Annotated in this window: 28 protein-coding genes and 1 tRNA gene; 17 read left to right on the top strand and 12 right to left on the bottom strand. The window is 40.4% G+C overall.

The features are described 5' to 3' along the window. Positions 1-22: 22 nt before the first annotated feature. The gene (gene argH, locus FA047_RS14890) at positions 23-1,354 is read left to right on the top strand and encodes an argininosuccinate lyase (protein WP_136836872.1); all 1,332 of its coding nucleotides are present in this window, start codon (positions 23-25) and stop codon (positions 1,352-1,354) included. Positions 1,355-1,372: 18 nt separating this feature from the next. Beyond that, positions 1,373-2,626 (top strand): pyridoxal phosphate-dependent aminotransferase, encoded by a 1,254-nt coding sequence (locus tag FA047_RS14895; RefSeq protein WP_136836873.1) that lies wholly within the window; start codon positions 1,373-1,375, stop codon positions 2,624-2,626. Positions 2,627-2,664: 38 nt separating this feature from the next. Here FA047_RS14895 and FA047_RS14900 read toward each other — a convergent pair whose 3' ends face one another. Continuing rightward, on the bottom strand, positions 2,665-4,245 hold the full coding sequence (locus tag FA047_RS14900) for a peptide chain release factor 3 (protein ID WP_136836874.1): 1,581 nt from the start codon (positions 4,243-4,245) through the stop codon (positions 2,665-2,667). 108 nt (positions 4,246-4,353) lie between these two features. Continuing rightward, on the bottom strand, positions 4,354-5,655 hold the full coding sequence (locus FA047_RS14905; RefSeq protein WP_136836875.1) for a DUF6600 domain-containing protein: 1,302 nt from the start codon (positions 5,653-5,655) through the stop codon (positions 4,354-4,356). A 297-nt stretch (positions 5,656-5,952) separates the two neighbouring features. Between FA047_RS14905 and FA047_RS14910 the strand changes: the two genes are divergently transcribed. Further along, a complete protein-coding gene (locus FA047_RS14910) occupies positions 5,953-6,663 on the top strand; it encodes an SAM-dependent methyltransferase (RefSeq protein WP_136836876.1) in 711 nt (236 codons plus the stop codon). On the opposite strand, the gene nadD is transcribed toward FA047_RS14910, so the two are convergent. Genes nadD through FA047_RS14925 form a run of 3 tightly spaced genes read right to left on the bottom strand, consistent with a single transcriptional unit; the run spans position 6,660 to position 8,707 of the window. Then, on the bottom strand, positions 6,660-7,232 hold the full coding sequence (nadD, locus tag FA047_RS14915; protein WP_136836877.1) for a nicotinate (nicotinamide) nucleotide adenylyltransferase: 573 nt from the start codon (positions 7,230-7,232) through the stop codon (positions 6,660-6,662). The two genes, FA047_RS14910 and nadD, sit on opposite strands and share 4 nt — an antisense overlap. 12 nt (positions 7,233-7,244) lie before the next feature. After that, positions 7,245-7,814: a guanylate kinase gene (gmk, locus tag FA047_RS14920; protein ID WP_136836878.1), complete on the bottom strand. Its 570-nt coding sequence runs from the start codon at positions 7,812-7,814 to the stop codon at positions 7,245-7,247. A 29-nt stretch (positions 7,815-7,843) separates the two neighbouring features. After that, positions 7,844-8,707, bottom strand: coding sequence for a YicC/YloC family endoribonuclease (locus tag FA047_RS14925; RefSeq protein ID WP_136837113.1), 864 nt, complete (start codon positions 8,705-8,707; stop codon positions 7,844-7,846). A 113-nt stretch (positions 8,708-8,820) separates the two neighbouring features. Here FA047_RS14925 and FA047_RS14930 point away from each other — a divergent pair, with 113 nt between their 5' ends. Continuing rightward, positions 8,821-9,531 (top strand): hypothetical protein, encoded by a 711-nt coding sequence (locus FA047_RS14930; protein ID WP_136836879.1) that lies wholly within the window; start codon positions 8,821-8,823, stop codon positions 9,529-9,531. A gap of 6 nt (positions 9,532-9,537) precedes the next feature. Here the strand turns inward: FA047_RS14930 and rnc are convergent, their stop codons facing one another. The 3 genes from rnc to FA047_RS14945 are packed head-to-tail and all read right to left on the bottom strand — an operon-like array spanning position 9,538 to position 11,835. After that, on the bottom strand, positions 9,538-10,266 hold the full coding sequence (gene rnc, locus FA047_RS14935) for a ribonuclease III (RefSeq protein WP_205943321.1): 729 nt from the start codon (positions 10,264-10,266) through the stop codon (positions 9,538-9,540). Between the two features lie 50 nt (positions 10,267-10,316). Beyond that, on the bottom strand, positions 10,317-11,570 hold the full coding sequence (fabF, locus tag FA047_RS14940; protein WP_136836880.1) for a beta-ketoacyl-ACP synthase II: 1,254 nt from the start codon (positions 11,568-11,570) through the stop codon (positions 10,317-10,319). Between the two features lie 28 nt (positions 11,571-11,598). Further along, on the bottom strand, positions 11,599-11,835 hold the full coding sequence (locus FA047_RS14945; RefSeq protein WP_008508386.1) for an acyl carrier protein: 237 nt from the start codon (positions 11,833-11,835) through the stop codon (positions 11,599-11,601). A gap of 159 nt (positions 11,836-11,994) precedes the next feature. On the opposite strand from FA047_RS14945, the gene FA047_RS14950 reads away from it, so the two are divergent. The 6 genes from FA047_RS14950 to FA047_RS14975 all read left to right on the top strand — a co-directional run bounded on the left by FA047_RS14950 (position 11,995) and on the right by FA047_RS14975 (position 15,886). Continuing rightward, positions 11,995-12,414: an IPExxxVDY family protein gene (locus FA047_RS14950; RefSeq protein ID WP_136836881.1), complete on the top strand. Its 420-nt coding sequence runs from the start codon at positions 11,995-11,997 to the stop codon at positions 12,412-12,414. A gap of 139 nt (positions 12,415-12,553) precedes the next feature. Beyond that, positions 12,554-13,984: a pyruvate kinase gene (pyk, locus tag FA047_RS14955; RefSeq protein WP_136836882.1), complete on the top strand. Its 1,431-nt coding sequence runs from the start codon at positions 12,554-12,556 to the stop codon at positions 13,982-13,984. A 47-nt stretch (positions 13,985-14,031) separates the two neighbouring features. Beyond that, positions 14,032-14,119, top strand: a tRNA-Ser gene (locus FA047_RS14960). 147 nt (positions 14,120-14,266) lie between these two features. Then, complete coding sequence (locus FA047_RS14965) at positions 14,267-14,446, top strand: hypothetical protein (protein WP_136836883.1); 180 nt, start codon at positions 14,267-14,269, stop codon at positions 14,444-14,446. 32 nt (positions 14,447-14,478) lie between these two features. Next, entirely contained in the window at positions 14,479-15,330 is an 852-nt protein-coding gene (locus tag FA047_RS14970) for a methylated-DNA--[protein]-cysteine S-methyltransferase (RefSeq protein WP_136836884.1), read from the top strand. Then, entirely contained in the window at positions 15,311-15,886 is a 576-nt protein-coding gene (locus FA047_RS14975; protein ID WP_225872748.1) for an alpha-ketoglutarate-dependent dioxygenase AlkB family protein, read from the top strand. The genes FA047_RS14970 and FA047_RS14975 overlap by 20 nt, the downstream gene beginning before the upstream one ends. A gap of 39 nt (positions 15,887-15,925) precedes the next feature. Here the strand turns inward: FA047_RS14975 and FA047_RS14980 are convergent, their stop codons facing one another. Further along, positions 15,926-16,549 (bottom strand): peptidase M16 family protein, encoded by a 624-nt coding sequence (locus tag FA047_RS14980; RefSeq protein ID WP_136836886.1) that lies wholly within the window; start codon positions 16,547-16,549, stop codon positions 15,926-15,928. Positions 16,550-16,730: 181 nt separating this feature from the next. On the opposite strand from FA047_RS14980, the gene FA047_RS14985 reads away from it, so the two are divergent. After that, positions 16,731-17,426 (top strand): LytR/AlgR family response regulator transcription factor, encoded by a 696-nt coding sequence (locus FA047_RS14985; protein ID WP_136836887.1) that lies wholly within the window; start codon positions 16,731-16,733, stop codon positions 17,424-17,426. Here FA047_RS14985 and FA047_RS14990 read toward each other — a convergent pair. Both FA047_RS14990 and glpK read right to left on the bottom strand, forming a co-directional pair. Next, entirely contained in the window at positions 17,423-18,154 is a 732-nt protein-coding gene (locus FA047_RS14990) for an MIP/aquaporin family protein (RefSeq protein ID WP_136836888.1), read from the bottom strand. The two genes, FA047_RS14985 and FA047_RS14990, sit on opposite strands and share 4 nt — an antisense overlap. Before the next feature lie 26 nt (positions 18,155-18,180). Next, positions 18,181-19,671, bottom strand: a complete 1,491-nt coding sequence (gene glpK, locus FA047_RS14995; RefSeq protein WP_136836889.1) for a glycerol kinase GlpK — start codon at positions 19,669-19,671, stop codon at positions 18,181-18,183. A 308-nt stretch (positions 19,672-19,979) separates the two neighbouring features. Between glpK and FA047_RS15000 the strand changes: the two genes are divergently transcribed. The 4 genes from FA047_RS15000 (at position 19,980) to FA047_RS15010 (ending at position 23,637) form a co-directional block, all read left to right on the top strand. After that, the gene (locus tag FA047_RS15000; RefSeq protein ID WP_136836890.1) at positions 19,980-20,594 is read left to right on the top strand and encodes a porin family protein; all 615 of its coding nucleotides are present in this window, start codon (positions 19,980-19,982) and stop codon (positions 20,592-20,594) included. A 249-nt stretch (positions 20,595-20,843) separates the two neighbouring features. Continuing rightward, positions 20,844-21,488: a porin family protein gene (locus FA047_RS15005; RefSeq protein WP_136836891.1), complete on the top strand. Its 645-nt coding sequence runs from the start codon at positions 20,844-20,846 to the stop codon at positions 21,486-21,488. A gap of 98 nt (positions 21,489-21,586) precedes the next feature. Further along, entirely contained in the window at positions 21,587-21,763 is a 177-nt protein-coding gene (locus tag FA047_RS20540) for a hypothetical protein (RefSeq protein ID WP_169304421.1), read from the top strand. A gap of 158 nt (positions 21,764-21,921) precedes the next feature. Further along, positions 21,922-23,637, top strand: a complete 1,716-nt coding sequence (locus tag FA047_RS15010) for a glycoside hydrolase family 3 protein (RefSeq protein WP_136836892.1) — start codon at positions 21,922-21,924, stop codon at positions 23,635-23,637. Here the strand turns inward: FA047_RS15010 and FA047_RS15015 are convergent. Further along, positions 23,631-24,128: a thioredoxin family protein gene (locus FA047_RS15015; protein ID WP_136836893.1), complete on the bottom strand. Its 498-nt coding sequence runs from the start codon at positions 24,126-24,128 to the stop codon at positions 23,631-23,633. The two genes, FA047_RS15010 and FA047_RS15015, sit on opposite strands and share 7 nt — an antisense overlap. 52 nt (positions 24,129-24,180) lie before the next feature. On the opposite strand from FA047_RS15015, the gene FA047_RS15020 reads away from it, so the two are divergent. Continuing rightward, a complete protein-coding gene (locus tag FA047_RS15020) occupies positions 24,181-24,834 on the top strand; it encodes a TatD family hydrolase (RefSeq protein WP_136836894.1) in 654 nt (217 codons plus the stop codon). Continuing rightward, a complete protein-coding gene (locus FA047_RS15025; RefSeq protein ID WP_136836895.1) occupies positions 24,827-25,621 on the top strand; it encodes a tRNA threonylcarbamoyladenosine dehydratase in 795 nt (264 codons plus the stop codon). The genes FA047_RS15020 and FA047_RS15025 overlap by 8 nt, the downstream gene beginning before the upstream one ends. Positions 25,622-25,651: the final 30 nt, after the last annotated feature.

A 25,651-nucleotide genomic window follows, 5' to 3' on the forward strand; every position in this document is an offset into this window, starting at 1 on the left:
ATGAGGATTATACTTGAAATAAATGAAGATCTGGCAAAAAAACGTAAACGTAAATAAGGATATAGAGACTTTCACTGTTGGTAAAGACAGGGAACTGGATTTGCAGATGGCGGCTTTCGATGTACTGGGTTCGCTTGCCCATGTAGAGATGCTGGAAAGCATAGGACTACTTGAAGCATCGGAACTGAAAGACATTCAAAAGGAACTTAAGAATATTTATGCTGAAATAGAAGCAGGTGATTTTACTATTGAGGATACGGTAGAGGATGTGCATTCGCAGGTCGAATGGCTGCTGACCCAAAGAATTGGTGATGCCGGTAAAAAGATTCATAGCGGAAGATCACGTAATGACCAGGTCCTGGTTGATCTAAAACTGTTCTTCAGGAACTGTATAGAAGAAATTGTGGGCAATACCTCTGTTTTATTTGAACAGCTGATTGCATTGAGTAATACACACAAGGATAAATTGCTTCCGGGTTATACGCATCTTCAGATCGCTATGCCCTCATCTTTTGGCTTGTGGTTTGGCGCTTATGCAGAAAGCCTGGTCGACGATATGGAGATGATGCTGGCGGCATGGAAGGTCTGCAATAAAAACCCATTGGGCTCTGCAGCTGGATATGGCTCTTCATTTCCACTTAACAGAACTATGACTACTGAACTTTTAGGCTTTGAAAGATTAAACTACAATGTGGTGTATGCCCAAATGGGAAGGGGTAAGACGGAACGTATTTTGGCCCAGGCGATGTCTTCTGTAGCGGCGTCACTCGCTAAAATGGCAATGGATGTATGCTTGTTTATCAACCAGAATTTTGGCTTTATCAGCTTTCCGGATGAATTGACCACCGGTTCCAGCATTATGCCGCATAAAAAGAACCCGGATGTATTTGAGCTGATCCGCTCACGCTGTAACAAGATCCAGGCATTGCCTAATGAAATCGCAATGATGATCACTAACCTGCCTTCAGGTTATCATAGAGATTTGCAATTGCTGAAAGAAAACCTTTTTCCTGCGATAATTTCACTGAACGAATGTCTTGAAATGACAACCTTTATGCTGCAAAATATCAGTATCAAGGATAATATCCTGGCAGATAAAAAATACGCCTATCTTTTTAGCGTTGAAGTAGTAAATGAGCTTGCGCTAAAAGGAACCCCTTTCAGGGAGGCTTATAAAATTGTAGGTGATTCTATTGAAAAAGGAACATTTGAACCGGGTAAAGAAATACACCATACGCATGAAGGCAGTATCGGCAACCTCTGCAATGCCGAAATAGAAGGCATGATGAACGAAATACTCTCCCAGTTTAACTTTGAAAAATCGAAAAATGCCATCTTAAAATTGCTGGCCTAATCTCTTTATAGCAACAAAATGAATGTATCAGTATTAGCAAACACGCTTATCGGCTCGGAAATCATTAAAATAGGTAATGAAGTTAATGATATGAAGCGAAAGGGTGCACAGATTGCAAACCTGACTATCGGAGATTTTGATCCTTCAATTTTCCCAATCCCTGAAGCACTTAAAACAGAAATAGTTGAAGCATATCATCAAAACCAAACCAATTACCCTCCTGCTGACGGGATATTGGCTTTGAGAGAGACGATAGTTGATGTTTTAAAGGATAGGTATTCATTGGGTTACAGTATTTCAGATGTTTTGGTAGCTGGAGGTTCCCGTCCACTAATCTATGCTACTTACCTGGCTTTAATCGATCCTGGAGATAAGGTCGTTTATCCGGCTCCTTCCTGGAACAACAATCATTACTGCCATCTTTCTTCTGCCAAAGGTATTGCAGTGGAAACGACATTAGAAAACAACTTTATGCCTACGGCAGCACAATTGAGGCCTCATTTAAAGGGAGCAACGCTGCTTGCACTGTGTTCTCCGTTAAACCCGACAGGAACAATGTTTACCCAGGAGCAGCTTGTGGAAATATGTGACCTGGTCATCGAGGAAAATGAGTCGAGGGATGTAGACGAAAAGCCGTTATACATTCTTTACGATCAGATTTATTCCTTGCTGACATTCGGAAAAGAACATGTAAACCCTGTAAGCCTTCGCCCGGAATTGAAGGATTATGTGATCTATATAGATGGAATTTCAAAATGCCTGGCCTCAACAGGTGTGCGGGTGGGATGGGCTTTCGGACCTGAAGGCATTATTAATAAAATGAAAGCCTTGCTGGGACATATCGGAGCATGGGCGCCAAAGGCAGAGCAAGTTGCCGTAGCTAAATATTTTAAAAATTCTGAGCAGGTAGACCAGTTTCTGGATTCTTTTAAGACGCAGGTACGGTTAAGTCTTGATGAATTGTATAATGGCTTTCAGCGGCTTAGGAAAGAAGGGTTCCATGTTGATGCGGTAGTTCCCATGGGAGCGATCTACCTTACGCTTAAGATAGATTGTATTGGAAAAACCACACCAGCAGGCGATGTGCTTAAAAACAGTGCGGATGTAAATTTCTATTTAATCAAAGAAGCTCAAACCGCATTGGTGCCATTTTCGGCGTTCGGAAATAAAGAGTCGATGGCATGGTTCAGAGCTTCTGTAGGAGGCTGTTCACTACAAGATATTAAGGAAATGATGCCGAGGATCGCTGCGGCGCTAAGTAAACTATCATAAAAACGAAGGCGGGTCAATTTGATCCACCTTCGTTTTTATTACTTGAATTCTGAAGTTTTATGGAATTCAATATTAGGATAATCCCTCATTGTCATATTGATCATAAATTCATTGTCGGCCAAGTATACAGGATTCCCGTCCTTATCTTCGCCTATGTGCTGCTGCTTACGTTTTAAGAACTCTTCGAGTTTTTTCGGATCCTTAGACGTTACCCAGTTCGAGCGGGTATAGCTCAGCATCCTGAAATGGGCCTTCGCGCCATATTCATGCTCTAAACGGAATGCGATTACCTCGAACTGCAAATCGCCCACTGCACCGATCACTTTACGGTTTCCGGGCTGCATCACAAACAATTGTGCTACCCCTTCCTCTGTGAGTTGCTGCAGGCCTTTTTCCAGCTGTTTGGTTTTCAGCGGATCTCTGTTCTCTACCTCTTTAAATATCTCAGGAGAGAAGCTGGGAATGCCTTTAAACTGGAGTTTTTCTCCTTCAGTAAGTGTATCGCCAATTTTAAATGTTCCGCTATCATAAAGCCCTACAACATCTCCTGGCCAGGCCTCTTCTACAATGCTTTTCTCATTGGCCATAAAGTCCATCGGGTTCGAAAATTTGATTTTCTTATTGTTACGTGTATGGAAGTAGAATTTATTGCGTTCAAACTTCCCCGAACAGATCCTTAAAAACGCAATCCTGTCGCGGTGATTAGGGTCAAGGTTGGCATGGATTTTAAATACAAAGCCGGTAAAGTTTTTCTCTGTAGCCAGCACCTCACGCTCTTCCGCATCCCTGCTTTTCGGACTAGGAGCTATATTTACGAAGGTATCCAGCAGTTCTTTGATCCCGAAGTTATTAATCGCACTGCCGAAAAATACCGGCGCAAGCAATCCTTCCAAGTACATCTCTTTATCTACAGTTCCATACACACCTTCCACGAGTTCAAGGTCACTTTTTAAACCATTCAGTTCTTTTTCTTTTAAGAAGTTACTCAGGTTCTCATCATTTAGGTCATTGACTTCAATAACAGGATCACTGATCTTGGTTTTGTCTGCTTCGAATAGATTCAGGTGCTTGTTGTAGATGCTATAAACACCTTTAAAAGTATGTCCCTGACCGATTGGCCATGAAAGCGGACAAAGACTGATATTCAGCTTGGTCTCAATTTCATCAAGCAGATCAAATGCATCTTTACCCTCACGGTCCATTTTATTGATAAAAATGATTACCGGAGTGTTTCGCATGCGACAGACAGCCATCAGTTTCTCGGTTTGTTCTTCGACCCCTTTTACACAGTCTACGACAAGAATTACACTATCGACAGCAGAAAGGGTTCTGTAAGTGTCCTCGGCAAAGTCTTTGTGTCCGGGCGTATCTAATATATTAATGCGTTTTCCGCTATATTCAAATCCCATTACGGAAGTAGCGACAGAAATACCGCGTTGCTTTTCAATCTCCATAAAATCGGAGGTACTGCTCTGGTTGGCTTTGTTGCGCTTAACAGCACCAGCAGTATTGATGGCGCCACCAAACAGCAGGAATTTTTCCGTTAAGGTCGTCTTTCCGGCATCGGGGTGACTAATGATAGCAAATGTTTTTCGTTTCTCTATTTCCGGGTGAATCATAAACAATTAAGCCTGTGCTTGATAAAAGGCTGCAAAGATAAATAAAAAACCGGCGTTATAGCCGGTTTTCATTTATTGTGTCCAATTAAGTATTGAAGGATGGTGTGATTAACCCCTTCCCGATCTTGTAGGCCTTGAAGACGAACTCTCTCTCCCGCCTCCCTCGTTGCCTCTGCTTTCAGCGCCGCTGCTTCTGGAAGGCCTGCTTTGCTCTACACGCTGAGGCTGAGACTGCTGCTGTTGCACTGGTCTTTCCTGGCGTTGTGGTGCTTGTTGCCTTGGAGCCTCTTGTCTTACCTGGGGTTGCACTTGTCTCGGTTGTTCCTGTCTTGTCTCAGGTTGTGCCTGCCTTACTTCCGGCTGTAATTGTCTTTGCGGACGGCCATTGTTCTGCTGATCCACCGGACGGTTCTCACGCTGTGAAGGAACTGACTGATTCTGCTGCGGACGATCTCCTCTTGTCTCTCTTTCTCTTGAAGGAAGTGTGCCCTGAGTCCTGTCAGGTCTGCCATTGCTGTTGTTTCCTCTAAAATCACCGTTATTTGTTCCTTGATCTCCTCTTGAGGATCTATCTGAAGGATTTCTTACTGAACCTGAGTTGCCGCCGTCACGCTCAGGTCTTGCACTGGCATAACCCTCACCACGGACTACATTTCTTGGAGCAGCAGCTCTGTCATTATTTCCTCTGCTTGATCTCGGTGGAGAATAGATGTCCAGTTTATTTCCGCTGATTCCGCTTCTGCTGGGCCTGCTCACCCTGTTTACATCATAAACCTGTACCGCCTGTCTCGTATCACGTCTGATGTCGTCTACTCTAGGGCCGGTATAGTAATTACGTCTGTCTCTTGAATAAACATTGTTAATAATGGTTGTATTGTGAATAATGGTCACATTTCTACGTGAATAGTAACGCGGGAAACTATTGTAATAAATATTTCTCTGCGGAACAAATACCCACCAAAGATCTGGAATGTTAAAGTTGACATTGATATGCATACCAGGCCCCATAGGTGCCCAGCCATAGTAACCACCTCCGGTTCTCCAGCTTACCCATGCCGGTCCCCAAACAGTATCTGGAATCCATACCCATTGATTATACCTGTTGTACACCCATCTTCCATAGTGGAATGGTGCCCAACCCCAGTCGTAGTTCGATACCCATGTATTTCCATACTCTGTCATCGCCCAGCGGCCATTGGTATAATAAGGTCTAAAATCTCCCTGATCGGCATCCGGCCTCCATACGTATCCGTACTGAGGATCCTGAATCCATGTTCCGTAAGGGGATAACTCGTCATAAAATGACTGTAAGGAAATATCCTCGTCTTGTGCCATAACCTTTTGAGTGGTCCCGGTTAGAAGGAGCATGAGCCCCAGCACAATAGCCGGTAATTTGATCATGTGTTTCATTTTGTGTGTGTGTTTAATTTACCTAACGCTCTTTATATATCAATTTGAGTTCCAATTCCACTCAAAAGTTTAATGTGTCTAAGAAATATTACATTATGATTATAAGCTATAACGTAATTATATTGGTTTAAGTGCTGGAATGGCAGATGTATAATCTGTCTCAGCTTTAAACAATTTACAAATAATATATCAACATATTACCTGTTAATCAGGAATAAGATGCTGAAATGATAATAATTCCATAAGCGAGATACATTCTGATAAATTATTTCTTCTTTTGTACACAAATCAAAATTTATGGAAAAAGGCACTTTATTTCTCATTCCGGTTCCTCTAGCGGATAATGCATCTCAAAAATCTTTTACGGCATTTCTTGGTGATACCATCAATTCTTTGAGTACTTACATTGTAGAAAATGAGAAAACTGCCCGTAAATTTTTAAAAGAAGCAGGTATAAAAATCCCACAAAGCGAGTTGGTGATCCATGATTATGGTAAACATAAGCGCAATGATTCCATGGTTCCTTACTTTAAAGAACTGATGACTGGAAAAGATGTAGGACTGATGAGTGAAGCGGGATGTCCCGGGGTAGCGGATCCTGGTGCAGAGGTTGTTTTAGAAGCACATAAGCGCGGCATCAAGGTAGTACCCCTGGTAGGCCCCAGTTCGATTCTACTGGCACTGATGGCATCCGGATTTAATGGGCAGAGTTTTACATTTCATGGGTATTTGCCTATTGATAAAGTGGAGAGAGGGAAGAAGATTAAGGAATTGGAGCAACTGGCACAGACAAAGAAACAAACTCAGCTGTTTATTGAAACTCCTTTTAGAAATAACCATTTATTTGAAGACATCCTCAAAAATACAGCAGGTCAAACTTTGCTTTGTGTAGCCTGTAACCTGACGGGAGAAGAGGAATTTGTAAAAACGATGTCGATCGGACAATGGCGCCAGGAGAGAATAGACCTGCATAAAAAGCCAACGATCTTCCTGATGTATAGAAACTAACGGTACATATTTTTACCGTCAATAAACGAAAGTACATTGTCAGGAACAAAATATTGAACGTTTTTGCCCTCTTTTATGGCTTTGCGGATAAACGTTGATGAAATGTCCATTTGCGGAGTTTCAGTGATGATAACTGAAGGGTGATCTTTCCATTCGGACAGATCAATATGTGGTCTTGGGTATATATAGAGTTGATAATTCTTCAGCAGAATCTCATAATTCTTCCATTTTTTAAATGAAGAAAGATTATCAGCACCCATGATCAGCACAAATTCTTTACCGGGATACTTTTCCTGCAGATAGGTCAGCGTATCTATTGTATAAGAAGGTTGTGGTAGTCCAAATTCGATGTCGCTAACTTTAATGTGACCAGCATTTTCAGTAGCAAGTCTGGCCATTTCCAGCCTGTCGTACATATTACTGAGGCTATTCTTGTTCTTTAGCGGGTTGTGTGGTGACACAACCAGCCAAACCTCTTTTAATCCTGTAAAGCTGGCCATGTAATTTGCTATAATTAGATGACCGGTATGGATTGGATTAAAAGAACCAAAGAATAACCCTGTTTTCATATATGCGATGACTTAGCTCTCAATAAAATCTCCAACAAGTTTTTCTGCCTTTGCACATGCAGTATCAAGATCGAAATTTTTAAGGATCACATCAAATTTACTTGCGTAATTCAGTTCTTTTTCGGCCTTAATGAAACGCTCAGCAAGTTTCTCCTTACTATCTGTGCCACGGCCTGTCAAACGTTCTTTGAGCACTTCCAAAGATGGGGGCTGAACAAAAATTGCCAGGGCATGCTCTTCATATTTACGTTTCAAACGTAATCCGCCTTCAACGTCGATATCAAAAATCACGTGCTGGTCATTGTTCCAGATGCGCTCTATCTCAGATCTTAAAGTCCCGTAGAAAGTTCCGTTGTATACCTCTTCAAATTCAACGAATTCCTGATGGGCCACTTTATGTAGAAATGCCTCTTTAGAAATGAAGTAATAATCTTTTTCATTTTGCTCGTCGCCGCGCGATTCGCGGGTTGTAGCGGATATAGAAAAGCTAAGTGATGGGAATTTTTTAAGCAGGTGTTTTACGATGGTAGTTTTTCCTGCTCCGGAAGGTGCCGAAAATATGATGAGTTTACCTTGTTTCATTTGTATGTTCTTGTCGTTCAGCCCAGGGCTTACAAAACATTTAATAATTGTTCTTTAATTTTTTCAAGCTCTTCTTTCATGCCGACAACCAATTGTTGCATTTGCGCATCATTTGCTTTTGCTCCCATTGTATTGATCTCACGACCGATTTCCTGAGAAATGAAACCTAGCTTTTTGCCATTGGCATCTTTGTTTTTTAAGGTTTCGATGAAATAATCACAATGGCTCCTTAAACGGATTTTCTCTTCTGTAATGTCTAGTTTATCAATGTAATAAATCAGTTCCTGCTCTAAACGGTTTTGGTCTACATTTATCTTTCCGGCATTTTCTTCCAGAAACAACAGTAATCTATTCTTAATCAATGGAATCCTTAAAGGTTCTAAGATCTCTATTTCAGAAAAGAACTGAAGAATGTTTTTTATCCTCAACTCTAAGTCGGCTTTTAAAACTAGTCCTTCTGTAATTCTGAACTGGTTAAAGTTGTCCAGCGCCTTATTGAAAGTTTGATTTAGAATTTCCCAGTCTTTCTCATCAACATCTTCATCTGTGTAGCTGATGACATCAGGAAAATTAAGTACTGCCTGCAAAAGATTGTTAGAATTGGCACAGAGATTAATATTGATTTCCTCCAGTTGTTTGTAATACTTGCTTAAAAGAGCGGCATTGATGGTCGCCCCCTTTAAGTTTTCTTCACTGCGCTCAATATTGATGGAAACATTTACTTTACCACGTTCAATTTCTTTACTGCAGATGTTGCGCAATAATAATTCCTTGTCTGAAAAGGCACGGGGAAGTTTCAAATTAAGTTCCAGGAACTTACTGTTTAAAGATTTAATCTCTACCGCAAACTTTACATTTTCGTGATCAGCAGAGGCCAGGCCGAATCCTGTCATTGATTTTATCATGTGCAAAGATATAATTTATTGCCTTTTCAAACTCATTTAACTTTTTTTAACTTAGGTGAATGGCAAACATTGGTTAAGTTTACAAAAATATTCGGTAGATCATGAGGCCCAATTGTTTATATATATTCGTAATTGTACTGCTTTTTCTTTCTTCAGTCAGCGTTTCTTTTGGCCAGACCTATTTGATTGGCGGTGTAGTTAAAGAGAAAGATGCAAACCTGAGAATAGCTGAAGCACAAATTATTAACCAGAGGACGGGTCTTTCGGTAAGCAGCAGTAGCTTCGGACTTTTTCAAATCAAGGCAGCCATTGGGGATACACTTTTAATTATCAAAAGAGAATATTCTGATTTTACAGCAGCTGTTGCCTCAACAAAGGATATGATCATTTACCTGAGTAGGGATCGAAACCTTAAAGAGGTGAAGATTTATGGACAGTCTAAAAAGGCCGAGTTAGATGATATAAAGAGAGAATACAAAAATAAAGGCTCTTTTTACCAGGGAAAACCACCTTTTTTAGCATTTATTTTCAAGCCGCTGACAGCTGTTTACGAACTGTTTGGACGTACGCCAAGAAACGCAAGGAGATTCGGGCGTTATTATGAAAACGAAATGCAGCAAACATTGATCGATCGCTTTTTTAATGAAGATATCATTCAGCGCAATACTGATTTGAGAGAGAAGGACCTTGAAGGATTCATGTTGAATTACAGGCCTGAATATGAGAACGCAAAAAAATGGGCCGATTACGACGCCTTAAAATACATTAAGGATTCTTATAAAAAGTATACAGACACCTTGAGGAAAAAATAGAGGTTATTAGATGGAAAGCATTTCACAAGCTTTTTCTGCAGCAAGTTTTTCTGCATTCTTCTTGTTGTAGTCGCGGCCTATCCCACAGCTTTCACCTTCTATTACAGCTTGTATCGTAAAGAGTTTAGTGCTTTCACCCTCGCCATTTTGTACCATATCAAAAGAAATATCCTTACCGTGGCGCTGGCACCATTCAATCAATTTACTTTTAAAGTTGGTCTCAGTTAGCTCCAGCGTATGGATATCGATATAAGGCTTTACAATTCTTTTTAATAAGAAGTCTTTGGTGAAATTATACCCTTTGTCGAGGTATATAGCTCCAATAAGCGCTTCAAATGCATCACCAAGCATAGAATGGTGCTTAGTCTGTACGTTTACAGTTTTTTGATCGAATACGATCAGCTGATCAAATCCCATTTTTCGGGCCAGCTGATTCAAATTGGCCCTGTTTACAATTTTAGAACGCATTTCGGTTAAAAAACCTTCTTCCTTATAAGGATAGCTTTTGAACAGTAATTCGGCGATTACCGAGCCCAGGATCGCATCCCCAAGAAATTCTAAACGTTCATTGCTGCTCCGACTGCCATTTTTGAGGATTTTTGCTACAGACCTATGCCTGAACGCCATTTTGTATAAAACGGTATTTCCCGGCACAAAGCCTAAAATATTGTTCAACTTTTTTATAAAGTCTTTATCTGCTGACAGGTAAAGCTTATATAGGTCAAGTATTGACATTAATTGTAGCAAAAATTAAAGGGAAGCCGACATAGCCTCCGCAAAGCATTTTATTCTTCGTATTTTTTGAATATCACAGATGCATTATGACCACCAAAGCCAAAAGTATTGCTTAGTGCTGCACGGATATTGCGCTTTTCTGCCTTATTGAAAGTGAAGTTTAATTTCGGATCAAAGTCAGGATCATCAGTAAAATGATTAATTGTAGGAGGTACAATATCATTTTTAACAGCCAGGATAGATGCGATTGCCTCAATGGCGCCCGCAGCTCCCAATAGGTGACCTGTCATTGATTTTGTGGAACTAATATTCAGTTTGTAAGCATCTTCGCCGAAAAGATCAACGATGGCCTTACTTTCAGAAACATCACCAAGTGGGGTAGACGTACCATGAACATTGATGTAATCAATATCTGCAGTAGTTAATCCAGCATCATTAAGGGCATTCGTCATCACCATTCTGGCGCCTAATCCCTGGGGATGTGGAGCAGTAATGTGATTGGCATCTGCGCTCATTCCGCCGCCTACCAATTCGGCATAAATCTTGGCCCCACGCTTTTTGGCGTGCTCCAGTTCTTCCAGAATGATTGTCCCTGCGCCTTCTCCTGCTACAAAGCCATCACGGTCTTTGTCGAAAGGTCTGGATGCAGTTTTAGGATCATCATTACGGGTTGACAGTGCATGCATTGCGTTGAATCCACCAATGCCAGCTTCATTAATAATGGCTTCAGAACCGCCGCTGATGATCACATCGCACATATTCAGACGAATATAGTTGTATGCATCAATCATTGCATTAGTAGAAGAAGCACAAGCAGAAACTGTAGCAAAGTTTGGTCCCCGGAGTCCATATTTTATAGAAATATGCCCAGGAACAATGTCAATGATTACTTTTGGAATAAAGAACGGATTTATGCGTGGAGTTCCATCGCCTAAAAAGAAGCCCTTCATTTCATCCTGAAACGTTTTAAAACCGCCAATACCCGAACCCCAGATAACGCCTACACGGTTGGTGTCCATTTGAGAAAAATCAAATTGACCATCCTTTACGGCTTCATCTGTGGATACCAGGGCGTATTGAACAAATGGATCTAATTTGCGCGCCTCTTTTTTATCCAGAAAATCTTCCGGATTGAAATTTTTAAGCTCACATGCAAATTTGGTTTTGAATTTTGACGTATCAAAACCGGTAATAGGGCCGGCGCCGCTCACACCGTTCAACAAACCATTCCAGAACTCAGGAATGGTATTGCCGATAGGAGTGAGCGCACCTAACCCTGTAACTACTACTCTTTTTAATTCCATTTATACGGATTATACGGAGACCGTATTTTTACTTAACGTTTTTCTCTAAGTAAGCAATTGCTTGACCAACTGTACCAATGGTCTCAGCCTGATCATCAGGGATTGCTACATTGAATTCTTTTTCAAACTCCATAATAAGTTCTACTGTATCTAAAGAATCCGCACCCAAGTCGTTAGTGAAAGAAGCTTCCGGGGTAACTTCGCTTTCGTCCACACCTAATTTTTCAACGATAATAGCCTTAACTCTTGAAGCAATATCAGACATAATGATTATAATTTAATGGTTAAATAATTCAGTGCAAAGAAAAATAAATTCTGACACTTTTCAAATGTTTTTATTTCTCTACCAATTTTAATGTTTTTATTTGGAACATTAAAGTAAAATTAGTTTTATAATTTCGTATTCCCGTAAAATTATTCTGTTTTGAACAAAACTTACTTAAAACTATCATTAGACCTGGATTTTGTATTAATTGCCGTGACTGCATCTTTGAAGGATTACATGCTTTGTCATAAAATCAATACCAGCCTTAATTTTAATTTTGAGAAGATTGATGATCACGAAGTTTACTTTAATATTGATGAAGAACCACTTGCGTTTTCCAGGTATTATTTCTTTGTCGAACAGGGTGAAGTCGAATATTATATTCTCAGCAACAGGAATGCGGAAGGATTTTTAATTCCTGAAATGAATAAGGTTGATTTTTTCATGATCATTCACCAGTACATTGATAAAGAAGATCTCAATTTTATCCTAACCGGATTAAATAAACTATCTGATATACAGGTAGCTGCACAGATTGATCCTTATAAATTGAAATCAAATCAAAATTTGGTAATGTAAATTTTATATAGAAGGTGTATTAAATACACTATATTTGAATTTACAAGACTAGATAAATAACATTAATAATCCGATTGGCATCGGTTTTTTGTGTAAAAAAACTTTCATTTTGCCAATCAGTAATAAATTTAAGTAACTAATGAAACCATTTCATTCCAGAACAAAAATCGTGGCCACGTTAGGTCCTGCGTCCGCTAAACCTGAAGTTTTATATAGCATGTTCAATGCGGGATTAGACGTTTGCCGTCTGAATTTCTCACACGGTTCTCAGGCGGATCACCAGGAAGTATTGGATACCATCCGTGGTATCAATGAAAAATACAGCTACAACGTAGGTATACTCGCTGATTTACAAGGTCCTAAAATAAGGATCGGTATGGTTAAGGATGGTGGTATACAATTGGTTAACGGAGCCAGAACGGTTATCACCACTCAGAAATGTGTGGGTGATGAGGAGCGTATTTATATCACATATGATGCTTTTCCAAGAGATGTAAAACCAAATGAAATCATTCTTTTGGATGATGGTAAGCTGCAGATGCGTGTAATCGAAACCAATCTTGTAGATGAGGTGGTTTGCGAGGTAGTTCACGGAGGTATACTGACTTCAAGAAAAGGTGTCAACCTGCCAAATACTAAGGTTTCCATCCCATCACTAACTCCTGAAGATCGTGAAAACCTCGAATTCGTTCTAAAAAATGATGTAGAATGGATCGGATTGTCTTTCGTGCGTAATGCAGAAGATATCATTGAGCTAAAGGAGATCATTAAAGCAAGAGGAAAAACTGCGCGTGTAATTGCCAAAATAGAAAAACCAGAAGCGATCGCTAATATTGACGAAATCATTGCAGTATCAGATGGTATCATGGTGGCCCGTGGTGACCTGGGAGTGGAGATGCCAATGGAAGAAGTTCCTTTGCTACAAAAGATGATCGTTCAGAAATGCCGTGCCGCATCTAAACCTGTAATCGTTGCTACGCAGATGCTGGAAAGTATGATTACTACACCAAGACCAACGCGTGCAGAAGTAAATGACGTGGCGAACTCGGTACTTGACGGAGCTGATGCAGTAATGTTAAGTGGAGAAACATCAGTAGGGGAGTTTCCACTAATCGTTATCGAGACCATGCAAAAGATCATTCAAAATATCGAAACCAACAATTATCCATTCCATCCGGAGAAATTCCTTAAGCCAAAAGCTAGTACTTTCTTAAGTGATGCGGTTTGTGATTCAGCATGTTTCTTATCAAAACAAACCAATGCAGTCGGTATCGTTTCTATGACTTTGAGCGGATATACTGCGTTTGAAATTTCGAGTCACAGGCCGAAAGCACATACTTATATCTTCACCAGCAATAGAAGTTTGTTAAACAGTTTAAGTTTATTGTGGGGAGTTCAGGGCTTCTATTACGATAAGTTTGAAAGTACTGATGAGACCATTACGGACGTAAATGACTTGCTGAAATCAAAGAAACTGATTAAAAGTGGAGATGTGATCATCAATACCGCAGCCATTCCAATGGAACAAAAAGGTAAAACCAATATGTTAAAGATCACTGTTATCGATTAATATTCCTTAGCATTCGAAAATTTTTCTACTTTTGCAATCCGCAAAAAGGAGAGGTGTCCGAGTGGTTGAAGGAGCACGCCTGGAAAGTGTGTATACCTCAAAAGGGTATCGCGGGTTCGAATCCCGCCCTCTCCGCATAAACCAGTAAAGCCCGGCATTGCCGGGCTTTACTGGTTTATGCCCCTGGTATTTTGCGATATTTACCTAACTCCTAAGTAATTTATAAGGGGCTAAAAAGAGCGTTGTAAGGGTAAGGTACCTGTTTGCCTTAAAATTCCTTATATGAGTCTTCTATTCTTCTTTATTGATTGCATCCTGGTTTTGAAGGTCAGGAACTATATGATATACGTGAATGCTGCGGGCGATCTGGTAAGTACTACACTCTATTTAGGGGCTATACAGTATGATCCGGATGAAAAGCGTAATTTTAAAACCGCAAGTTTCGGATTTTATGGCGACTAATTCTGCCCGATCTTTGTTGTAAATAAATGATCATGAAAGTTCAGGAAAAAATAAACTATCATCGCATTGCTGAAGCAATAGATTATATCAGGCAGAACTTTAAACGGCAGCCTAATCTGGATGAGGTTGCAGAGAAAGTTCACTTAAGTCCGTTTCATTTTCAAAAGATGTTTACTAAATGGGCTGGTACAACACCTAAGAAATTTCTTCAGTATACCAGTATTGAGTATGCAAAAAGATTGTTAAAAGAGCAGCAGGCAACACTGTCTAAAGCGGCATACGAAACGGGTTTGTCCGGCACCAGCCGATTGCATGATCTGTTTGTGAATATAGAGGGAATGACACCTGCAGAATATAAAAATGGGGGAAAAGATCTGCTGATTAACTATAGTTTTGCGGAAAGTCCTTTTGGTAATCTGGTTATTGCAAGCACAACAAAGGGGGTGTGTCATATTGCTTTTGAAGAAGACGAAACTATCGCGCTAGATGCGTTAATTAGAAAATTCCCTAATGCCTCTTTTCATCGAAGATTGGATTTAATGCAGCAGAATGCGCTTTTTGTATTTCAAAATGACTGGGAGAAGTTGCCCGAAATAAAACTACACCTTAAGGGGACTGAGTTTCAGCTAAAAGTATGGGAAGCTCTTTTGAAAATCCCTATGGGTAAACTTAGTACTTATGGTGACATTGCGAAAAATATAGAAAAACCGAAGGCATCGCGGGCTGTTGGTACAGCGATAGGGAGTAACCCTGTGGCTTTTCTGATCCCATGTCATCGTGTGATACAATCTACAGGAGATCTTGGTGGGTATATGTGGGGCGTTACCCGAAAAACAGCTATTATAGGATGGGAAGGAGGAAAGTGTGAATCTTTTGCCTTATGATGGTACCGTAAATTATTATGGTCGTATTATGCCTGATGCGGCGGCTGATAGGTATCTGGAGATCCTGCTTACAGAGATTGAATGGAAGAATGATGAAGCTGTTATTTTCGGGAGGCACATTTTTACCAAACGGAAAGTAGCCTGGTATGGAGAGCTGGATTTTGAATACACTTACTCTAATCGTACTAAACGTGCATTACCCTGGACAAAAACGCTTCTTGAATTAAAGGATATTGCCGAAAAGGTAACGGGAGAGACTTATAATTCCTGTTTGCTTAATCTTTATCATAACGGAGATGAAGGAATGGCCTGGCATAGTGATGGGGAAAAGGACCTGAAAAAGAATGGTGCAATTGGCTCTATGAGTTTTGGTGCCGAACGCAAATTTATGTTTAAGCATAAAGAGAGTAAGGCAAAGGTTTCGACGGTGCTATCACATGGTAGCCTGCTTGTTATGAAAGACACTACTCAGACGCATTGGCTGCATAGATTGCCGCCTACTAAAACCGTATCTACGCCACGTGTGAATTTGACATTTAGAACGATTGTAAAATAAAAAGAGGCTAACCTTTTCGGCTAGCCTCTAATCAAAATGTTATTTGCTGATTTCGGTCGGAGCTACTGCTTTCCAGCTACCGAATGCTTTCTTAGCTAGAATTTTGGCCTGTCCGGTTGTAATGTTCCCTGCAATGGTCAGGTATGATTTCGAAGGAATAGACATTGCATCATAAAGCGTCTTTACATCATTCAAAGTCAAACCGGCCAGCGTTTCTTCTGTAAAGGTTTCCGGATAGAAGCGGTCTCTTGCTTTTACGCTATGTATCAGTTCAGTCTTGTATTTATCAAACAGCTCCTGTTCCATCATAGGTTCCTGTACAGAAACGGATAAAGCCTGCAAGGCCATCTCAAAATCTGATGTCACGGCATTGATGTTGCCTCCTTTTTCAGTAAAGCTAACCTGATTTGCTTGTGATGCAGCAGTGCTGTTTAGCATTGCAGTTAATATTTCTTTAGCGCCTGTTTTATTAATTTGATCTATAAGATCAGCCTCATAAGTAAAACTGGAGAAAACTTTTGCAGCCTCATTATTTTCGGCTACGACTACTGTAAGTCCATTTTTTAGTTTAAAGCTCACAGGATCTTTCATGTGTCCTGACTGCGCGTTTACAAATTGAGAATAAAGGATCGTTAATGTTAGTGTTAAAAGGATTTTGTTCATTTTTTATAGGTTTTAACTTTTATAACATTACCAAAATTACGCGCTACCTGAGCCTAATGGAATGAGGGATAGGCAGAAAGGCATAACTTCCCGACGAATAACGGAAATTTCCTGTTCATTTTGTTCATTTTTAAAATTATTCGTTATTATCTCTATTTTTAGTTACTTATCCTTAGCCCTCATGAAGTGTTTAGTTGTAGACGATGATATTCTTGCCAGAACAGTATTAAAGCAGATGATCAGCACGGATTCTTCTCTTACACTGATTGGAGAGTGCGATGATGCTATTCAGGCTTACAGGGAGATTATTGCCAGCCAGATAGATATATTGTTTCTGGATATTGAGATGCCGGGCATGACAGGAATAGAGTTGGTGAAGAGCCTGGAAGGAAAAAGGCCAATGATTATTTTTACAACTTCAACCGTTAATTATGCGGCCGAGGCATTCGACTTGAATGTTGTTGATTTTCTAATAAAACCGATTGTACCTGGGCGTTTTTTACAGTCAGTAGAGAAAGCGAGAGAAATATTGAAAACCAAAAACCTGTCTGTAAGTAATAGGGAAGATGAGTTTGTGTTCATCAGAGATTCCAATGTGGTGAGAAGAATTAAAGTCGGTGAAATCTTATATATGGAAGCGATGGGTGACTATGTTAAGATATATATTGAAGGACGTGTTTACAGTATCCATTCTTCCCTGAAATCGGTAGAGCAAAAGCTTTCACAAGCTGTTTTTTTGAGGGTGCATCGCTCGTTTATCATTAATGTAAGCAAGATAGATACATTAGAAGGCGGAACGCTGATCATCAACAAGATGCTTGTCCCTGTTTCAGATGCTTATCGTTCCGCCTTAAATAAGCGAATGCAAATTCTTTAAATCTTAATGTAAGAATGCAATAGCGCAGCAAGCGCACAACCGATTAGCGGCCCTGCTACCGGAATCCACGCATATCCCCAGTTGTTACCGCCTTTGCCAGCTATTGGCAATATGGCATGCATAATTCTTGGGCCAAGATCCCTTGCCGGATTAATGGCATATCCGGTGGTTCCTCCTAATGATAAGCCTATTACCCATACTAAAAAGGTTACAGGCAAAGCACCGATAGAGCCAAGACCGATGGGTGTTTTCTCTGTGCCCATCGCTGCATCAGTGAAATGGAAGATCACAAAGATCAGTACAAAAGTGCCAAGAATCTCGCTGAACAAGTTTGAGATTGTATTTGGCATGGCTGGAGCGGTACAAAAAGTAGCCTGTTTTGCTCCCTGATCTGCGGTTCCTTTATAAAAGTCTTTATAAAGAAGCCACACAAATAGTGAGCCTGCCATAGCGCCAATAAATTGCGCAGCAATGTATTCCGGAGCTAGTGCCCAACTGAATTTTCCGGCCAAAGCAAGCCCGATTGTAACGGCAGGGTTTAGGTGTGCCCCGCTATACGGTCCGGCGATGACAACGCCTACAAATACGGCAAAAGCCCAGGCTGTAGTAATTACTATCCATCCACCATTATTGCCTTTGGTTCCATTTAAAACTACGTTGGCAACGACCCCGTTGCCTAAAAGTATCATAAACATGGTGCCGAGTATTTCGGCTGAAAATGCTGACATCTTATTTTCTTTTATATTGTAAATAATTAATTTTCTGCATTAGCTTTGGCTGCTTTCACCGCTCTGTTCCAGCCTTTGATTCTGTCTTCGATATCATCTGCTTTCCCGGATTTGAAGCTGGTGTCTATCTTCCATTGTCCGCTGATGTCATCCATGTTGTTCCAGTATCCTACCGCCAATCCAGCGAGATATGCCGCACCTAAGGCGGTAACTTCTGTCACCTGCGGGCGTATTACAGTGGTATCCAGGATGTCGGCTTGAAACTGCATAAGCATGTCATTGGATGTTGCGCCTCCGTCTACACGTAATTCTTTGATGTTCAGTCCTGAGTCTGCTTCCATGGCTTTCAAGACTTCCATCGTTTGAAAAGCAATACTTTCTACGGCTGCCCTGGCCAGATGTGCCTTTGTTGTGCCTCTTGTAATGCCTGTAATAGTACCCCTTGCGTCCTGATTCCAGTGCGGAGCCCCTAAGCCGGCAAAAGCCGGTACCAGGTAAACCCCGCCTGTGTCTTGCACCTGCATTGCAAGTGCCTCCACTTCAGCAGAAGTATTGATGATACCCAGCCCATCTCTCAGCCATTGTACTACTGCGCCTCCAATAAAAATACTTCCTTCAAGCGCATATTGTACTTTGCCGTTTATTTTCCAGGCAATTGTGGTTACAAGGTTATTTTGTGATACAATTGGCTTATCGCCAATATTCATCAGCATGAAACATCCGGTACCGTAAGTGTTTTTCACCATTCCTTTTTCAGTACACATCTGTCCAAACAAGGCGGCCTGCTGATCACCGGCAATACCTGCTATCGGAATTTTTGCAGCAAAAACATTCCCTGTTGTTTCTCCATATACTTCACTTGATGATTTCACTTCAGGCAGTATATTTCTTGGGATGTCAAAAAGCCGGAGTAGCTCTTCGTCCCAATCCATAGTATGGATGTTGTAGATCATCGTTCTCGATGCATTGCTCACATCTGTCACGTGCACCCTTCCATCTGTCAATTTCCAGATTAACCACGAGTCTATAGTGCCAAATGCAAGATCTCCGGCAGCGGCTTGTTCTCTGGCTCCCGCCATATTGTCTAAAATCCATTTGATCTTTGTCGCAGAGAAGTAGGCATCCAGTACCAAGCCTGTTTTTTCCTGTATCTCCTTTGCTTTTCCCTGTGCTTTGAGTTCATCACAAAATCCCGAGGTGCGCCTGTCTTGCCATACTATTGCGTTGTATAAAGGTTCTCCTGTTTTCTTATCCCATATCACGGTGGTTTCACGCTGATTTGTTATACCAATAGCCGCGATGTCTGTTGGTGTTAGCCCACCTTTTACTATGGCTTCAGCAGCCACGCTTACCTGAGTAGACCATATTTCAGCAGCATTGTGTTCTACCCATCCTGGTTTCGGATAAATTTGTTCAAATTCTTTTTGCGCTATCGAAACAATACTACCTTCTTTATTAAATACAATCGCCCTTGAACTTGTTGTTCCCTGATCAAAGGATAAAATATATTCGCTCATACGTATGTTTGGAATAATGTGTAATTAAACGTAAGTATAAACAATCATTTTCGAAAGTAAAAGGAAACAATGTGAAATATTTAGCTACATAGCTAAAAATGTTTTGACGCTTCATAATTTAATAGATTGTATCAAATTCGATACAACATGCTGTTGCTTACTGTATGTGAAACAGATGGTCATTTTTCAATTTAAAGTGTTGGTTTGTAAGTCATAAATAAACTTTACTGGTGTTTTGGAAAGGTTTTTTAATGTGAGGGTTAATGTTTGGCACATTTCTTTCATCATCCGGTTAAAAACTATAACACATGAAAAAGATTATTATTCTGGCCTTAGGCCTTTTCGCAGCAGGTGCAGTAAATGCACAAAGTCCAATTAGATTGGGTGTTAAAGCAGGTGTAAATCTACCGAACATCATCAAGGATGATGGCAACAACGATTTTAAAACTAAAGTGAACACGGGATTTAATGCTGGTGTTACACTAGATATCAACTTGATTAAAGGATTAGCCTTTACTCCGGAACTTTTATACGCCACAAAAGGGTATAAAGCTGAAACGGCTTTTGGTGATTTTACCCAAACTACACATTTTATTGATATCCCAATTCTTGCAAGTATCAATCTTGGGGGAAGTGGATTGAACCTGGTAGCGGGTCCGCAAGTTTCATTTTTAGTATCAACAAAAAATAAGTTTGAGAACGGTTTTGGAACAGCAGAGCAGGAAATCATTGAGGATAAATCAGACAGATTCAAAAAAAGTCTTGTAGGCGGATTGATTGGATTTAGATATGACATCAATGACAAGTTTGATATACACGGTCGTTATGCACTTGATTTCCAAAAAAATAACGAAGACGGTACAAAGGAAACACCTGAATTTAAAAACCAGGTATTTTCTCTTGGGCTAGGTGTTAAATTCTAAAATAAAACCCTAAATTTTAATTGAGAAGCCGCCTGATCAGCGGCTTTTTTTGTGCTTTTGTATTTCATTTAAGACACTCTTCGCTTTGTATACAGACTTAATGTATGTTGCTGTTTATTTTTGCTGTGATTGTGTTCTAATTAATTGTTTTACAGTGCTTTGCACTCTTTATTTCCTCAGTTTCAGGGGTTGTTTTCAGATGTTTGGCATGGTTATTACACTGCATTCATCAAAAATAAAACAGAAATTATGAAAAAATTATTCATTATAGGACTAGGATTAACTGTAAGCAGTTTAGCCTTTCAAGCAAAAGCGCAGACATCACAAGCAGCAGCAAATGATAAGATGAAATTTGGTATTCGTGCAGGTGCTAACCTCATGAAAATGGGTAAATTCCAATTTGCAGATCAATACTATTCAACAGATTCTAAAGTGGGATTTCAGGCAGGTATATATGCTGATCTTCCAATGGGTGGCGGTTTTGCATTTCTTCCAGAAATCTCTTATGTTCAAAAAGGAGCAAAACTGGAAGCGACAGTAGCTGGTAATACAGGTACATTTGATGCTACAGTTTCTTACCTGGACATTCCGGTACTGATTGGATACAAAGCCACGCCGGAACTGACAGTTTTTGCAGGACCACAGGTTTCATTCCTGCTTGCTCAAAAATCGACCATTAAAGCAAATAATGATCCTCAGACAGAAACGACCAGCACCGAGAATTTCAGTAAATCCCTGGCAGGTGGTGCAATAGGTCTTGGATATAGCATTACGCCGAATATCAATATCAACGGAAGATATAGTATGGATTTTCAAAAAGCGCTGAAAGATAATGTAAATCAGGACAAGATTAAAAACAGTGGATTCGCACTGTCGCTTGGGTATACATTTTAATAAAAATAGGATTAGAGGAAACAAAAATATCTCTGGTTCGTTATTATGTCAAGAGTAAGTATTAAAGTAATCGTTTTTTAAAATAAAATCATCTGATTATGAAAAATCAACAAGACGTAAAGCATACCGGTAATGAGCAGGGAAAGTCTACTTCTGACCGTATGTATCATAATGCGAAACAAGATAAGAAACAACAAGGCATAACAAATGGAGGCGGTCAGAGATCTGATCAGACATCTAACAAAGACAATGAACGGAAGCGCGAAAGAAATTGATCCCTTATTGTATACATGAGGATAATATTCCTATTAATCCTGAAAGTGGCCCCAAAAGGGCCACTTTTTTAATGGCATTGCGAACCAGGTTCACCATATACAAAGCTTTTATCACAATTGAATTTCATTAACTTTGGATTTTAACCAACATATTTAGAATGACCATTAAACATTACTTAGCAGTTGCCCTGTTTTTTTATACGGTGATATTTACCGGAATCCATGTACAAGCACAGCAAAAAGAATATTTGCAAATATTAGAAGAACAGAACGAGTGGGTAGATTCAGTTTTCAATAGATTGAGCAGACGCCAGAAAATAGCTCAGATGTTTTTTGTCAGGGCGCATACCAATATGGGTAAGGCGTATGAAGATTCTATCGGAATGGTCATTAAAAAGGAAAGAATCGGAGGTCTTGTATTTTTTCAGGGAGGCCCCGGCAGGCAAGCTATTTTGACCAATACCTATCAATCTTTATCAAGGGTTCCTCTGCTTATTGCTTCTGATGGAGAATGGGGGCTGGGCATGCGTTTGGACAGTACCATTTCATATCCTTATCAGATGGCGCTTGGAGCCATTCAAAATAAAGAGTTGCTTTATAAAATGGGTTTGGAAGTCGCTAAAGATTATAAGCGTATCGGTATGCATATGAATCTCGCACCTGATGTTGACGTAAATAATAATGCACAGAATCCAGTAATTAACTTCAGGTCCTTCGGTGAGAATAAGTACAATGTGACCGAGAAGGCAGGGGCTTATATGAAGGGAATGCAGGATGGCGGACTGTTGGTTAGTCTTAAACATTTTCCCGGTCATGGGGATACGGATGTAGATTCTCATTATGACCTTCCTCAATTGAAGTTTACTAAAGCACGTCTTGATAGCCTGGAAATTTATCCCTTCAGGGAACTGATTAAGCAAGGCGCAGCCGGAGTGATGATCGCACACATGAACATACCTGCTCTGGATAATGCACCGAATATGCCTTCTACATTGTCTAAGCCAATTGTGACTGGGATCCTGAAAGAAGAGCTGGGATTTAAGGGCCTGATCATTTCAGACGCAATGGGAATGAAGGGCGTGGTCAAGTACTTCAAGGATGGAGAAGCAGATGTGATGGGCGTTATTGCCGGGAATGATATACTTGAACTTTCTGAGAATAGCGACAGGGCAATCAAATTGGTCCGCAGAGCTGTAAGACAGGACAGGATCAGCATGGAGAGAATAGATGAAAGTGTGAAAAAAATCCTCGCGGCAAAATATTGGACCGGTTTAAACCGTAAAGACACTGTTGATGAAAACAATGTACTTCAGGGAGTGACAAGGCCTGAAAGTCTGGCTTTGCTCCGGCAATTGGCTGATGCATCGATGACGATGTTGAGAGGTAAATCTGCTATCCAAAGCCTATCTATAGACAAGCGTACAGTAATCATCAGTATTGGTACTCCTAATGTAACTACATTTCAGCGAGAACTTGGCGCCTACTATAAAAATGCAATTTTCTATACATTGGACAAAAATGCAACGGCCAATGAAATTGCAAAGGTTTTACGGGAACTTAAGGCATTTGATCAGATCATCATCGGAATTCATGATACACGTACGCGTCCTGGTAATGGCATGGTTTTAAGCGCCGATCTGAAAATGTTTATTAAGGATATGTCATTGAGTAGTGCGGTATTTGCATTATTTGCAAACCCTTATAACCTGTCGGCATTGCCTGGACTGGAAAATAGCAAGGCCTTGCTGGTAGCTTATCAGAAGGAAGATTTTATGCAACAGGCAGCTGCAGCTGTGTTTAAGAACCAATTGATCCCTACAGGTAAACTGCCTGTTACTGTGAATGGGGTTTTTAAATACGGCGACGGTCAGTAAGCATTGTTCTCCGGCTTAATCGCCGCTACTGTCCAGCCTTTGAGGAAGTCCATTACTTTTTTTACACTATGGCCTTTGCCTTCTTCAAGATAGGCAGAATTTTGGATGTGGATGGCTTTGCCATTCCCATCCAGAATTACAAATACAGGAAAGCCAAAGCGTCCAGGGTAACCTAAGCTAGCCAAAACAGCGGCATTTTTATTTTCCTGACTGTAGTTTACCAATACTGTTTCGTAATTCGAGTTGAGATAAGTCTTTAGTTCCGGAGTTTCTTCTACCAGTTTATGAAATGCAATACACCAGCCGCACCAGTTGCCGCCAACCTGTAAAAACACATGCTTACCGGCCTTTTTTGCTTTAGCAACAGCAGCATCGATATCTGCACGGGCATTTGCCTGCGGATTGTAAAGGTTAACTGCCTGCTTTTTTTCCTGAGCAAATCCTGCTGTTGAGAGGAATATTGCTATAAATAATATGAGAATCCTTTTCATCTGTATATATTTAATTTTAATGGTGAATTTATAAATTACTTGTCAACTATCTATGCAATTTTTTAATATCCACACACATCATTCAGGGAAGAGCGAAAATGTACTGAGCATTCAAAGCTTTTCACTCACAGATTATTCGTTGGTATTGCCTCCGTATGACCCGATATCTGTGGGTCTCCATCCCTGGTATGCTGGTAAGGAGCGGTTTGATGTAGATTTTGAAAGACTGGGTGAGGCAGCGCAACGACCAAATGTAAAGATGATCGGCGAATGTGGCCTGGACAGGTTGAAGGGAGAACCGTTGCCGGATCAGATCCTAATGCTTGAAAAGCATATTGGTTTGGCTGAAAGCATAAAAAAACCTCTGATTTTGCATTGCGTAAGGGCTTTCCCGGAATTAATGGCTGTTAAGGATAAAATGAAAGTAACAGTTCCAATGGTGATACATGGGTTTAATAAGCATGAAAATCTTGGCAGAAAGCTATTGGAAAAGGGCTTTGTATTGTCTTTTGGGGCGGCTATTTTAAAAGCGGATTCAGGCGCTTCGAAATTGATTCAAAGTACTGACAACTTTTTCCTGGAGACTGATGATTCGGAAGTTACGATTGAAGAAATCTATGAAACAGCTGCCAATTTGAAAAAATGTTACGTGGAAGATCTTAAAGCACGTATTTTTGCCGACTGGAAAAAATTAACATATGTCTGACGTTACTTGGCTTTCTCGTTCTGCTTTACTGTTAGGCGATGATGGTATCGCAAAATTAAAAAGTAAGCATGTTTTGGTGATTGGATTGGGGGGAGTAGGTTCTTTTGCCGCCGAATTCATTTGTCGATCTGGGATAGGAGAGATGACCATTGTTGATGGTGACGTCGTTGATCCCAGTAATCGGAACAGGCAGTTGCCGGCACTGGCTACCAACCATGGAGTAGCTAAGTCATCTATTATGGAGGAGCGTTTGCTATCCATTAATCCCGATTTGAAACTACATGTAGTCAGCGCTTTTCTTACACCTGAGAAGTGCCGTGAATTGCTGGAGAATAAATATGATTATGTGATGGATTGCATTGATAGTGTGATGCCTAAGATCACTTTGTTAAATACGGCGCTTGAAAAAAACCTGCCAATCGTAAGCTCTATGGGTGCGGGGGGTAAAATGGATCCGACAAAGTTACAAGTGACGTATCTGCCGGATACCTATCAGTGTGTATTTGCAAGTTATATCCGTAAGCGCTTACGCAAAGCGCCAAATACAGAAAAGGTCAAAGCAGTATTCTCAACTGAAGAAACGAACAGGGATTCATTGATCCTGACTGACGGGAGTAATTTTAAGCGTTCGGCTTATGGGACCGTCTCTTATTTGCCGGCAGCTTTTGGTGGTGTCTGTGCTTCTGTCGTAATCCGTGATTTACTTGGGCATCCAATAGAAATGGCAGAGCGTCCATTACGGATCAGAAGGAAAGTTGTGGTAAAAAAGAAGAAATCCAAACCCTGATTTTTCAACGTTTTTAGCAATTGGCCTATT

Origin of the sequence: Pedobacter frigoris (genome assembly GCF_005116445.1) — a bacterium.
GTDB classification, from domain to species: Bacteria; Bacteroidota; Bacteroidia; order Sphingobacteriales; family Sphingobacteriaceae; genus Pedobacter; species Pedobacter frigoris.

Coding starts and splice junctions, on each gene's coding strand:
- argH (WP_136836872.1), top strand. CDS start 23: ATGAAGATCTGGCAAAAAAACGTAAACGTAAATAAGGATATAGAGACT.
- FA047_RS14895 (WP_136836873.1), top strand. CDS start 1,373: ATGAATGTATCAGTATTAGCAAACACGCTTATCGGCTCGGAAATCATT.
- FA047_RS14900 (WP_136836874.1), bottom strand. CDS start 4,245: ATGATTCACCCGGAAATAGAGAAACGAAAAACATTTGCTATCATTAGT.
- FA047_RS14905 (WP_136836875.1), bottom strand. CDS start 5,655: ATGAAACACATGATCAAATTACCGGCTATTGTGCTGGGGCTCATGCTC.
- FA047_RS14910 (WP_136836876.1), top strand. CDS start 5,953: ATGGAAAAAGGCACTTTATTTCTCATTCCGGTTCCTCTAGCGGATAAT.
- nadD (WP_136836877.1), bottom strand. CDS start 7,232: ATGAAAACAGGGTTATTCTTTGGTTCTTTTAATCCAATCCATACCGGT.
- gmk (WP_136836878.1), bottom strand. CDS start 7,814: ATGAAACAAGGTAAACTCATCATATTTTCGGCACCTTCCGGAGCAGGA.
- FA047_RS14925 (WP_136837113.1), bottom strand. CDS start 8,707: ATGACAGGATTCGGCCTGGCCTCTGCTGATCACGAAAATGTAAAGTTT.
- FA047_RS14930 (WP_136836879.1), top strand. CDS start 8,821: ATGAGGCCCAATTGTTTATATATATTCGTAATTGTACTGCTTTTTCTT.
- rnc (WP_205943321.1), bottom strand. CDS start 10,266: ATGTCAATACTTGACCTATATAAGCTTTACCTGTCAGCAGATAAAGAC.
- fabF (WP_136836880.1), bottom strand. CDS start 11,570: ATGGAATTAAAAAGAGTAGTAGTTACAGGGTTAGGTGCGCTCACTCCT.
- FA047_RS14945 (WP_008508386.1), bottom strand. CDS start 11,835: ATGTCTGATATTGCTTCAAGAGTTAAGGCTATTATCGTTGAAAAATTA.
- pyk (WP_136836882.1), top strand. CDS start 12,554: ATGAAACCATTTCATTCCAGAACAAAAATCGTGGCCACGTTAGGTCCT.
- FA047_RS14965 (WP_136836883.1), top strand. CDS start 14,267: ATGAGTCTTCTATTCTTCTTTATTGATTGCATCCTGGTTTTGAAGGTC.
- FA047_RS14970 (WP_136836884.1), top strand. CDS start 14,479: ATGAAAGTTCAGGAAAAAATAAACTATCATCGCATTGCTGAAGCAATA.
- FA047_RS14980 (WP_136836886.1), bottom strand. CDS start 16,549: ATGAACAAAATCCTTTTAACACTAACATTAACGATCCTTTATTCTCAA.
- FA047_RS14985 (WP_136836887.1), top strand. CDS start 16,731: ATGAAGTGTTTAGTTGTAGACGATGATATTCTTGCCAGAACAGTATTA.
- FA047_RS14990 (WP_136836888.1), bottom strand. CDS start 18,154: ATGTCAGCATTTTCAGCCGAAATACTCGGCACCATGTTTATGATACTT.
- glpK (WP_136836889.1), bottom strand. CDS start 19,671: ATGAGCGAATATATTTTATCCTTTGATCAGGGAACAACAAGTTCAAGG.
- FA047_RS15000 (WP_136836890.1), top strand. CDS start 19,980: ATGAAAAAGATTATTATTCTGGCCTTAGGCCTTTTCGCAGCAGGTGCA.
- FA047_RS15005 (WP_136836891.1), top strand. CDS start 20,844: ATGAAAAAATTATTCATTATAGGACTAGGATTAACTGTAAGCAGTTTA.
- FA047_RS20540 (WP_169304421.1), top strand. CDS start 21,587: ATGAAAAATCAACAAGACGTAAAGCATACCGGTAATGAGCAGGGAAAG.
- FA047_RS15010 (WP_136836892.1), top strand. CDS start 21,922: ATGACCATTAAACATTACTTAGCAGTTGCCCTGTTTTTTTATACGGTG.
- FA047_RS15015 (WP_136836893.1), bottom strand. CDS start 24,128: ATGAAAAGGATTCTCATATTATTTATAGCAATATTCCTCTCAACAGCA.
- FA047_RS15020 (WP_136836894.1), top strand. CDS start 24,181: ATGCAATTTTTTAATATCCACACACATCATTCAGGGAAGAGCGAAAAT.
- FA047_RS15025 (WP_136836895.1), top strand. CDS start 24,827: ATGTCTGACGTTACTTGGCTTTCTCGTTCTGCTTTACTGTTAGGCGAT.